This window comes from Candidatus Ruminimicrobiellum ovillum, assembly GCF_002392975.1.
GTDB classification, from domain to species: domain Bacteria; phylum Elusimicrobiota; class Endomicrobiia; order Endomicrobiales; family Endomicrobiaceae; genus Ruminimicrobiellum; species Ruminimicrobiellum ovillum.
In genome coordinates this window covers 324,415-335,224 of record NZ_DGIC01000009.1, presented here as the reverse complement: position 1 = coordinate 335,224, position 10,810 = coordinate 324,415, and the positions used below count along the sequence as shown (strand labels likewise).

Genomic DNA, 10,810 nt, shown 5'->3' with positions numbered 1-10,810 from the left:
TTTTTTTCGGATACGGTAAATACGGGAATTTATATTTTTGAACCGGAAATTTTTAAGTATATATCGGACGGTTTTTACGATTTCGGTAAAGATTTGTGGCCGAAATTGTTAAGATTAAAAAAGCCGATATACGCTTATTTAATGAACGAATATTGGACGGATATAGGAAATATTGAAGAGTATAAGCAAGGTATGAAAGATGCTTTGTTCGGAAAGATTTCCGTTAAAATAAACGGTAAAAAATTAAAAAATGCGGAAACGGTTGCAGATACCGATTGCAAAATAGATAAAACCGTCAAGTTTATAGGTAAATCGGTTATCGGAAAAAACTGTAAAATAGGTAAAAATGTGGTTATCGATAACGGAACCGTTATCGGAGACAACGTTAAAATTCAGGATGATGTGATAATAAAAGATTCCATCATTTGGAGTAATACGGTAATAGGTAAAAAAGCGAAATTATGTTCAAGTATAATAGGAACAACCGTTCCGAGCAAATTGTCTGTTTATAACGGATTGTTGTTTAATATAAAATAAAACGGCAATTTATAATTTACAATAAAAGACAAAATTGATAATTGAAATTTAAGAAAGAAAAATATAAGAGGATAGATAGATGAAAGAAAAAGAAGAAAGGGGATGGTTTTTTACTTCCGAATCGGTAACGGAAGGTCATCCCGACAAAATTTGCGATATTGTATCGGACAGCATTTTAGATGCAATTTTAAAGCAGGATGATAAAGCAAGGGTAGCTTGCGAAACTTTTGTTTCCAACGGACTTTTGGTTGTAGGCGGGGAAATAACTACAAAAGCTCAAATAAATAAAAGAGAAATAATAAAAAATGCAATAAAAAATATAGGTTATACCGATTCAAAGTTCGGCTTTGACTATAAAACATGTGCAATAATAGATACCATAAACGAACAGTCTCCCGATATTGCTCAAGGTGTTGATACTGGCGGAGCGGGTGACCAAGGGTTAATGATAGGTTTTGCATGTAAAGAAACAAAAGAGTTAATGCCGTTACCTATAATGTTGGCACATAAACTTGCTTTAAGACTTGCCGAAGTAAGGAAAAAGAATATATTAAAATATTTAGGGCCGGACGGCAAAACTCAAGTTACGGTAGAATATAGAGACTGGAAACCTTACAGAGTAGATACCGTAGTTCTTTCTACTCAGCATACTGCCGAAATTTTGGATAGATCCGGTAACCGAATTACAAAAAAAGCCAAACAGGAAATTTTCGATAAAGTTATAAAACCGGTTTTAGGTAACTTAATAGATAAAAAAACAATAATACACATAAATCCTACGGGCAAATTTATAGTAGGCGGTCCTCAGGCGGATACCGGCCTTACGGGAAGAAAAATAATAGTTGATACTTACGGCGGTATGGCTGCGCACGGAGGAGGCGCATTTTCCGGTAAAGATTCTACAAAGGTAGACAGAAGTGCCTGTTATATGGCAAGACACATTGCAAAAAATATCGTTGCTTCCGGTATTGCAGAAAAATGTACCGTTCAACTTGCGTATGCTATAGGTGTTGCGGAACCTGTTTCTGTTATGGTGGATACGCACCATTCGGGAAAGGTTGCGGGAAATTTGCTTGAACCTATAGTAAGGAAACTGTTTCCTTTAACACCTGACGGCATAATAAAATATTTGGATTTAAGAAAACCCGTATTTACAAAAACTGCAGCTTACGGGCATTTCGGAAGAAAAGATTTTAAGTGGGAACAAACAAACAAAGCTGACGAAATAAAAAAATTAACAGAAATTTTGATTTAATAAAATTTCTTGTTTTTTTAATAAATTTATACATAAAAAAAGAAACGGTAACTTTAAAATTACCGTTTCTTTTGTGTTTATAACTTTTTTTTAATTAGCTATTCAAACCGGCATCTGTCCATACAGGATCGCCTGATTTGTATGCTTTCAATGTCATAGAAATACCGCTTGCAGCTGAATTATCATCACCTGTAGTTTCAGCTTGGAAACCAGGATTGGTAGCATCTCCAATTGTGGTTACTTTAAATGTTTTAAAGTATTTGTTTGATCTTGCATCAACATCCAATGCTTCACTAAAAGAACTTTCTGTTCCAAGATTCAAGAAAGTTGCATACTCTGCATAATAAACTTTTTGTGCTGTTTGGATAGAACCTAACAATGATTTTGCTTCAGTTCCCATAGCTTTTCTTGTATATCCTCTGTAAATAGGTACAGCTACGATAGACAAGATACCAACGATAACGATTACGATAACCAACTCAACAAGCGTAAAACCTTTTGCTCTTTTCATTTGTTTCCTCTCCTTTTTTTTTATTTTTTTTAACATTTTTTTCTACTTGCGACACTCTCATTATAGACTATTTGAATAAAAGTGTCAAGTATTTATTGTAATGTTATATACGAAAAATTTACTTTATTTTGCTGCTTGTTCAACCGCAACTGCTACAGCAACCGATGCACCTACCATAGGATTGTTACCCATACCGATAAGCCCCATCATTTCAACATGTGCCGGAACCGAAGATGAACCTGCAAACTGTGCATCTCCGTGCATTCTTCCCATAGTATCTGTCATACCGTAAGATGCAGGACCTGCAGCCATATTATCGGGATGTAAAGTTCTTCCCGTTCCGCCGCCTGAAGCTACTGAAAAGTATTTTTTACCGTTTTCAATTGCCCATTTCTTATATGTTCCCGCAACAGGGTGCTGGAATCTTGTAGGGTTTGTGGAATTTCCGGTAATGGAAACATCCACGCCTTCATGTATCATTATAGCAACACCTTCCGAAACATCGTCCGCTCCGTAACATTTTACTTTTGCTTTATCTCCGTCGGAGAAAGCTTTTTCGCTTACTATATTCAATTTACCGGTATGATAATCATATTCCGTTTCAACAGCGGTAAAACCGTTAATTCTTGAAATAATGTAAGCGGCATCTTTACCTAAACCGTTAAGAATAACTCTTAAAGGTTCTTTCCTTACTTTATTTGCCGTTCTTGCAATACCGATTGCACCTTCTGCTGCTGCAAAAGATTCGTGACCTGCCAAGAAACAGAAGCATTTCGTTTCTTCTCTAAGTAACATTGCTGCCAAGTTTCCGTGACCTAAACCTACCGCTCTTTGGTCTGCAACGGAACCCGGAATACAAAATGCCTGAAGGCCGATACCTATAAGTTCCGCAGCTTTAGATGCCGTTTTTGCACCTTCTTTTATTGCTATTGCCGCACCTAAAGTGTATGCCCAAACTGCATTTTCAAATGCTATTTGTTGAACACCTTTAACTATAGCTTCAACATCTATACCTTTTGCATTGCAAATTGCTTTTGCATCTTCCAAATCTTTTATGCCGTATTTTTTCATACAAGCATTTATTTTATCTATTCTTCTTTCATATCCTTCAAATGTAACCATATTTCACTCCGTTAATTTAGTTTATAGTTTGTGGCTTATGGATTTGCTGTATTTTGTAGTTTTCACCCTTTCACCCATTCACCCTTTCACCTGCTGTCTCTATTTTTCTATCCTTCCATACATCCATCCCTAAAAAATCGCTTTGCGATTTTTCTATTCGTGTCTTGGGTTGATTTTCTTTACTGCTTCGTTAAATCTTCCGTATGTTCCCGTATTTTTTTCCAAAGCTTCTTTCGGGTCCATACCTTTTCTTATGGCTTCCATCATTTTACCGATATGAACATATTTATAACCTATAACTTCGGAATTTTTGTCTAAACCTATTTCCAATACATAACCTTCAGCCATTTCCAAATATCTTACACCTTTTTCTTTTGTGCTGTACATTGTTCCTACTTGAGATCTTAAACCTTTACCTAAATCTTCAAGACCTGCTCCTACGGGAAGTCCGTTTTCCGAAAATGCCGTTTGAGTTCTTCCGTAAACTATTTGCAAGAAAAGTTCTCTCATTGCGGTATTGATTGCATCGCAAACCAAATCGGAATTTAATGCTTCGAGCAATGTTTTACCAGATAAAACTTCCGCTGCCATTGCTGCAGAATGTGTCATTCCGGAACAACCTAATGTTTCAACAAGAGCTTCTTCTATTATACCGTTTTTAACGTTAAGTGTAAGTTTGCAAGCTCCTTGTTGCGGTGCACACCAACCTACTCCGTGCGTTAATCCGCTGATGTCTGTTATTTCTTTTGCTTTTACCCATTTACCTTCTTCAGGTATCGGTGCAGGACCGTGTTTGGCACCTTTTGTTACAGGGCACATTTTTTTTACTTCTTCTGAACACATACAACTCATTTTGCCACCTCTTGTTTTTTATGCTTTGTACTTTTTTATGTTTAAAACTAACTGATTTTACTAAAAAGCGGTGCTCTTTTGCAAATGAAAAAATAAAATTTTGAAAAAAAGTTTTTATATTAGTATAATAAATGCCATATTTTTTACGGAAACACATATGAAAAATAAACTTTTACAATATAGAACAAAAATAGATGGTATAGATAAGAAAATTTTAGATTTGCTTAATGAAAGAGCAAAAACGGCTGTTGAAATAGGCAAAATAAAACAATCTTCTTCGTCCGTTTATGTCCCGAGCAGGGAAACGGAAGTAATAAACAATCTTATAAAAAACAATAAAGGTCCTTTAAGTAAACAGGATATTTCCGGTATATACAGAGAAATTATCAGTGTTTGCAGGGGGATGGAATCTGAATTGAAGGTTGCATATTTGGGACCTAAAGCAACATTCAGTTATCAGGCAAGCCTAAAATTGTTCGGTTCAAAAGCGGATTTTGTTCCCGTAAAAAGATTGGCGGATGTTATAGAAGAAGTTGAAAAACAAAGAGCCGATTATGCCGTTGTTCCAATAGAAAATTCAAACGAAGGTTCCGTAAATACGACTCTGGATGAGCTTGTGGATACAAATTTGAAAGTTGTAAACGAAATAAATATGAGAATATCTCATTGCCTTTTATCCAAGACAAAGCTTGAAAATATTAAAGTTGTTTATTCTCATCATCAGGCTATATCTCAATGCAGTAATTGGTTGCATAAGAATTTGCCCGATGCCGAAATTTTTCCGGTAAATTCCACCGCACAAGCCGCACAACTTGCTTCAAAAAATTTTAAAGCCGCAGCGATATCTTCGGAAGTCGCATCACAAATTTATAACTTAAATATTCTGGTTAAATCTATTGAAGACAGTAAAGATAATTGGACAAGATTTTTTGTATTGGGACACGATACATCGAGTAAAACCGGTAAAGATAAAACAAGTATAATTTTTACCATTAAAGATAAGGTTAATACTTTATACAATATTTTGTCGGAATTCAGTAAGAGTAAAATAAACTTAACAAAAATCGAATCAAGACCTACGAAGAAAAAAGTTTGGCAATATATTTTCTTTATAGATTTTGAAGGGCATGTAAGCGACAAAAAAGTTACAGATACACTTGAAAACATAAAAGAACATTGTATATTTTTAAAAGTTTTGGGCTCATACCCGAAATCCGATTTATAATTAGGAGAAGAAAATGGGAAAATTTGATGCAGGAAAATTGGCAAGATCAGTTTGTAAAACATTTCAACCTTATGTTGCGGGTAAACCGATAGAAACATTAAAAAGAGAACTCGGCTTAAAACACATAATAAAAATAGCTTCAAACGAAAATCCGTTGGGACCTTCCAAAAAAGCCGTTAAAGCAATGAAAGATATGGCTGATAAAGTTTATTTTTATCCTGATTTCAATTCAACGGAACTTAAGATGGCACTTGCAAAACACTATAAATTAAAAATCAATAATATTATTGTGGGTTGCGGTTCCGATGAACTTATAGAAATTATCGCAAGAGCATATTTTAATCCCGAAGATGAAGTTGTTATCTCAAAATATTCCTTTACAAGATACCAAATGGCAGTAAAATTAATGAATGCAAAGTCTGTAGTAGTTCCCATGAAAGAAGGTTTTGTTCACGATTTAAAAGCTATGGCAAAAGCTTGTAATAAAAATACAAAAGCCGTATTTATTACAAATCCTAACAATCCTACCGGAACATACAACACAAAAAAAGAATTTGAAGAGTTTTTAAAAGATCTTCCTTTAAACAAATACGGAGTAAAACCGTTGGTTATTTCCGATGAAGCATATTGTGAATTTGCTTCATATAAGAAAGATTTTCCTGATACATTAAAATATTTGGCAAAAAATCCTAACTTGATAATTCTTAGAACTTTTTCGAAAATTTATGCTATGGCAGGTGCAAGAGTAGGTTACGGTTTGGTAAGTGAAACCGTATCGGATTATATTGAAAGAATAAGACCTCCTTTTAATGTAAACAAATTTGCACAGGCAGGTGCAATAGCAAGTTTAAACGACAAATCTCAAGTTAAAAGAAGTGTTGCGCACGTAAGAAAAGAATTTAAGTTCATTTTTGCTGCACTTAATAAAATGGGAATTAAATATATAGATTCCGTAGGAAACTTTTTCTTAATGTCGGTTGCCCCGTTTAAAGGTAAACAAGTATTTCAAGATATGTTGAAAGAAGGCGTGATTATAAGAGCAATGGATGAATATGAGTTGTATGATTATGTAAGAGTAACAATAGGAACAAGAAAAGAAAACGAACTTTTCTTAAAGAAGATAAAAAAAGTATTAAAAAAATAATTCTTAGGTTGACACAATTTTTAGTAATTGTTAAAATCTTTAAGATTATTAGTGATATTTTTTATATCCAATAAAATAAAACAAGGAGATTAAGTATGGCGAAATTTGTGTATTCGTTCGGTGGCGGAAAAGCAGATGGTAATGGCAGTATGAGAAATCTTCTGGGCGGAAAAGGTGCTAACCTTGCAGAAATGGCAGGAAAAGTAAAACTTCCTGTCCCTCCGGGATTTACAATTACAACGGAAGTTTGTACATATTACTATGACCACAAAAAAACTTATCCTAAGGAACTTGAAAAACAAGTTGCAACAGCTTTGAAAGCAGTTGAAAAAATTATGGGTAAGAAATTCGGAGATCCGAAAGATCCTCTTTTAGTATCCGTAAGATCGGGTGCAAGAGCTTCAATGCCCGGTATGATGGAAACGGTTTTGAATGTTGGTCTTACCTCAAAAACCCTTCCCGGTTTAATTGCAAAAACTAAAAACGAAAGATTCGCTTATGATGCATATAGAAGACTTATCATGATGTACTCCGATGTTGTTATGGAAAAATCTGCAGGTATTGAACCGGCAGACGATATGGGCATCAGAAAACAACTTGAAAGAGTTATGGACAAAGCTAAACAAGCTAAAGGTGTAACAAAAGATACTGAACTCGATGCAAACGATTTGAAAAAACTTTGTGAAGAGTTCAAAAAAGTAGTTAAGAAAGTTTTAGGTAAAGAATTCCCTGATGATCCGATGAAACAACTTTGGGGTGGAATCGGAGCAGTATTTGCATCATGGAACGGAAAAAGAGCTATTGCTTACAGAAAAATCGAAGGAATTCCTGAAGATTGGGGAACAGCAGTAAATGTTCAAACCATGGTATTCGGTAACATGGGTGACACTTCCGCAACAGGTGTTGCTTTCACAAGAAACCCCGGAAACGGAGATGCACATTTCTATGGTGAATATCTTATAAATGCACAAGGTGAAGACGTTGTTGCAGGTATAAGAACACCTGCTTCAATTAACGAAGCAACAAAAACAGAACAAAATAAAGGCGAAGTATCTCTTGAAAAGTTTATGCCTAAAGTTTATAAAGAACTTGACGGAATACAGAAAAAACTCGAAAAACATTACAGAGATATGCTTGATATAGAATTCACAATTCAAGAAGGTAAATTGTGGATGTTACAATGCAGAGTTGGAAAGAGAAACGGTCCTGCTGCAGTTAAAATGGCAATGGACATGGTAAAAGAAAAACTCATTACAAAAGAAGAAGCAGTATTGAGAGTTTCTCCTGCACAATTAGATGAATTATTACATCCTATTATAGATCCTAAAGCTGAAAAAGGTGCAAAGATTTTGGCAAAAGGTCTTCCTGCAGGTCCCGGAGGAGCAAACGGCCAAATCGTATTCTCGGCTGAAGATGCAGTAGCATGGAACAAAAAAGGTAAAAAAGTTATTCTCGTTAGAGAAGAAACAAACCCTGAAGATGTTGAAGGTATGAGAGCTGCTCAAGCTGTTCTTACTGCAAGAGGCGGTATGACCTCACACGCTGCACTTGTTGCAAGAGGATGGGGGAAATGCTGTATAGTAGGTTGTGCTGATATCAGTGTTGATTTAGCAAAGAAAACAATGACAATCGGTTCCAAGAAATTTAAAGAAGGCGACTATATAACTCTTAACGGAACAAAGGGTTTTGTTTATGACGGTGCATTAGCAATGGTTGACGGCACCAAGAACAAAATCTTGAACGATTTCTTAAAAGTTTGTGATTCCATAAGAAGATTAAAAATCAGAACAAATGCAGATAACCCTGCAGATGCAAAGAAAGCAAGAGAATTCGGTGCGGAAGGTATCGGTCTTTTCAGAACGGAACATATGTTCTATGGTGAAAATTCGGAAAAACCTTTGTTTGCATTAAGAAAAATGATTGCTTCTGCAACAACTGAAGAAAGAAAGAAAGCTTTGGACGAAATGTTCCCGTATATGAAATCCAGTATTAAAGGAACAATGGAAGCTATGGACGGATATGCAGTAACAGTAAGATTGTTGGATCCACCGTTACACGAATTTATTCCGAGAGAAAAAGCTCAACAGGAAATAATTGCTAAGAGCTTGAATATTTCTTTGGATGAATTCAAGGCAAGAGCAGATGCTCTTCATGAATCTAACCCTATGATGGGTCACAGAGGAGTAAGACTTGGTATTACATATCCTGAAATAACGGAATATCAAGTTAGAGCTATATTTGAAGTTGCAGTTGAACTTTTGAAGAAAGGCAAAAAAGTTCATCCTGAAATAATGGTTCCTGTTGTATGTACGGAAAACGAATTGAAACTTCAAAAAGCTATAGTTGAAAAAGTTCATGCTGAAGTTTTGAAAAAAGCAAAAATTAAAAAATTGGATTACTCTTTCGGTACAATGATAGAAATCCCGAGAGCTGCATTAACAGCAGATAAGTTAGCAAATGTTGCGGAATTCTTCTCATTCGGTACAAACGATTTAACACAAATGAGTTTCGGATTCTCAAGAGATGATGTTGGTGCTTTCTTAGGCGACTATCAAGAAAAGAAAATCATTCCTGCAGATCCTTTCCAAACAATAGACCAGGAAGGTGTTGGTCAATTGATTAAGATGGGTCTTGAGAAAGGAAGAAGTGTAAGAAAAGGTATGAAAATCGGTATTTGCGGAGAACACGGCGGAGAACCTAAATCCATAGAGTTCTGCAATGCTATCGGAATGACATACGTTTCCTGCTCACCTTTCAGAGTACCTATAGCAAGACTTGCGGCAGCACAAGCAGTTGCAAAAGAAAAAGTATCGAAAAAGAAATAATATCGATACAATTTTATAATTGAATAAAATCGGGTTGGTGGCAAACACTACCAACCCGATTGTTTAAAAGATGAAAAAAACAACGAAAGTTTTATTTTTATTATTATTGTTTATCTGTTTATCGGTAAACTCATATTTGTATGCTTCAAAAAAACAAGAACCTTCTTTTATTGACGGAAAGGATTTTGTTTCCGTTTCTTCGGATAAAAAATTATTTTCTCCGAATAATGATAGCTTTTCGGATACGGTAACTTTTGAAATTTCTCTTTTACAGGAAAAAATGAAAATAAAAAATTGGCGGTTTGATATTTTAAATATACAGACCGATAAAATTGTATATTCTTTTTCCGGTCAAGAAGAAATTCCAAAAACATTGATATGGGACGGAAAAGACCAAAACGGTAACTTTGTCGAAGGTAATTTTAAATATATATTTACGGCGCTAATAAATAAAAAAAATATAAAAATAGAACAAGCGGATGAAATTGTTTCCGATATTACGGAACCTTATATATCTTTATCTTCGTCGGCAGACACTGTTTTGTTGGATAAAGAAAACAACAAGTTTGTTAAAGATGTCGTTTTTAATTTTGATATAGGCGATGAGAGCGAAATAGATAAAACAAAAACGAAGTTGCAAGTATATAGTTTTAAAAATAAGGTTGTAAAAGAATGGGATTTTTCAACCTTTTCCGAAATTCCTCAAACTGTTTCTTGGGACGGTAAAGATGATATTTACGGTTTGCTTGTTCCTGCCGGCGAATATAAGGTTGTTTTAACCGTAAGCGATATTATAAACAACAAAACATCCATAAACGTAAATATAACAACTTTTGAACAGGTTGTCGGAAAAGTTTCCGAAATTGTAGTAAAAGAAGAACCGAGAGGTTTGGTTGTTAATTTATCAAGTAATATTTTATTTTCGTCCGGTAACAGTATTTTAAAGAAAGAAGCAAAATCTTCTCTCGATGAAACTGTTAAACTTTTAAATGCTTATCCTGCAAACAAAGTTTTAATAGAAGGATATACGGATTCTACCGGGGACAAAGAAAAAAATCTTAAATTGTCTTACGATAGAGCTCAAGCCGTATATCTGTATTTCGTTCAAAACGAAGTTCCTGCGGAAAGATTGAGTGTTGTCGGATACGGACAAGATAATCCTGTTTCATCGAATAAAACCGCAAAAGGAAGAGCCCAAAACAGAAGAGTAAATATTATAATACTGAAATCGCAAAGTGAAGATACGAGCGATAGCGGTAATGAGACAAATAATTTTGATGCGCGGGAAACAGACGAAGAATTGAAAAATATCGGTGTAAATGAAGATTAATAAATTAAA

Annotated in this window: 9 protein-coding genes; 6 read left to right on the top strand and 3 right to left on the bottom strand. The window is 34.8% G+C overall.

Features of this window, described 5'->3' with window-relative positions; translation table 11 throughout:
* A partial coding sequence (locus tag B2Y85_RS04450) for a sugar phosphate nucleotidyltransferase (protein WP_372519268.1) occupies positions 1 to 537 on the top strand: 537 nt, incomplete at its 5' end.
* Positions 538 to 616: 79 nt separating this feature from the next.
* Positions 617 to 1,792: a methionine adenosyltransferase gene (gene metK, locus B2Y85_RS04445; RefSeq protein ID WP_372519267.1), complete on the top strand. Its 1,176-nt coding sequence runs from the start codon at positions 617 to 619 to the stop codon at positions 1,790 to 1,792.
* A gap of 94 nt (positions 1,793 to 1,886) precedes the next feature.
* Here the strand turns inward: metK and B2Y85_RS04440 are convergent, their stop codons facing one another.
* The 3 genes from B2Y85_RS04440 to B2Y85_RS04430 all read right to left on the bottom strand — a co-directional run bounded on the left by B2Y85_RS04440 (position 1,887) and on the right by B2Y85_RS04430 (position 4,268).
* Positions 1,887 to 2,339, bottom strand: coding sequence for a prepilin-type N-terminal cleavage/methylation domain-containing protein (locus B2Y85_RS04440; protein ID WP_372519266.1), 453 nt, complete (start codon positions 2,337 to 2,339; stop codon positions 1,887 to 1,889).
* Positions 2,340 to 2,426: 87 nt separating this feature from the next.
* Complete coding sequence (locus B2Y85_RS04435; protein ID WP_372519265.1) at positions 2,427 to 3,425, bottom strand: GGGtGRT protein; 999 nt, start codon at positions 3,423 to 3,425, stop codon at positions 2,427 to 2,429.
* 153 nt (positions 3,426 to 3,578) lie between these two features.
* A complete protein-coding gene (locus B2Y85_RS04430) occupies positions 3,579 to 4,268 on the bottom strand; it encodes an iron-sulfur cluster assembly scaffold protein (RefSeq protein WP_372519264.1) in 690 nt (229 codons plus the stop codon).
* 166 nt (positions 4,269 to 4,434) lie between these two features.
* On the opposite strand from B2Y85_RS04430, the gene pheA reads away from it, so the two are divergent.
* The 4 genes from pheA to B2Y85_RS04410 all read left to right on the top strand — a co-directional run bounded on the left by pheA (position 4,435) and on the right by B2Y85_RS04410 (position 10,801).
* Positions 4,435 to 5,502: a prephenate dehydratase gene (gene pheA, locus B2Y85_RS04425; protein ID WP_372519263.1), complete on the top strand. Its 1,068-nt coding sequence runs from the start codon at positions 4,435 to 4,437 to the stop codon at positions 5,500 to 5,502.
* Between the two features lie 13 nt (positions 5,503 to 5,515).
* Positions 5,516 to 6,646, top strand: a complete 1,131-nt coding sequence (gene hisC / locus B2Y85_RS04420; RefSeq protein WP_372519262.1) for a histidinol-phosphate transaminase — start codon at positions 5,516 to 5,518, stop codon at positions 6,644 to 6,646.
* 95 nt (positions 6,647 to 6,741) lie between these two features.
* Entirely contained in the window at positions 6,742 to 9,471 is a 2,730-nt protein-coding gene (gene ppdK / locus B2Y85_RS04415) for a pyruvate, phosphate dikinase (RefSeq protein WP_372519261.1), read from the top strand.
* 70 nt (positions 9,472 to 9,541) lie between these two features.
* Positions 9,542 to 10,801, top strand: a complete 1,260-nt coding sequence (locus B2Y85_RS04410; RefSeq protein ID WP_372519260.1) for an OmpA family protein — start codon at positions 9,542 to 9,544, stop codon at positions 10,799 to 10,801.
* Positions 10,802 to 10,810: the final 9 nt, after the last annotated feature.

Bases quoted from the DNA above. Each gene is read 5' to 3' on its own strand.
- metK (WP_372519267.1), top strand. From the start codon at position 617: ATGAAAGAAAAAGAAGAAAGGGGATGGTTTTTTACTTCCGAATCGGTA.
- B2Y85_RS04440 (WP_372519266.1), bottom strand. From the start codon at position 2,339: ATGTTAAAAAAAATAAAAAAAAAGGAGAGGAAACAAATGAAAAGAGCA.
- B2Y85_RS04435 (WP_372519265.1), bottom strand. From the start codon at position 3,425: ATGGTTACATTTGAAGGATATGAAAGAAGAATAGATAAAATAAATGCT.
- B2Y85_RS04430 (WP_372519264.1), bottom strand. From the start codon at position 4,268: ATGTGTTCAGAAGAAGTAAAAAAAATGTGCCCTGTAACAAAAGGTGCC.
- pheA (WP_372519263.1), top strand. From the start codon at position 4,435: ATGAAAAATAAACTTTTACAATATAGAACAAAAATAGATGGTATAGAT.
- hisC (WP_372519262.1), top strand. From the start codon at position 5,516: ATGGGAAAATTTGATGCAGGAAAATTGGCAAGATCAGTTTGTAAAACA.
- ppdK (WP_372519261.1), top strand. From the start codon at position 6,742: ATGGCGAAATTTGTGTATTCGTTCGGTGGCGGAAAAGCAGATGGTAAT.
- B2Y85_RS04410 (WP_372519260.1), top strand. From the start codon at position 9,542: ATGAAAAAAACAACGAAAGTTTTATTTTTATTATTATTGTTTATCTGT.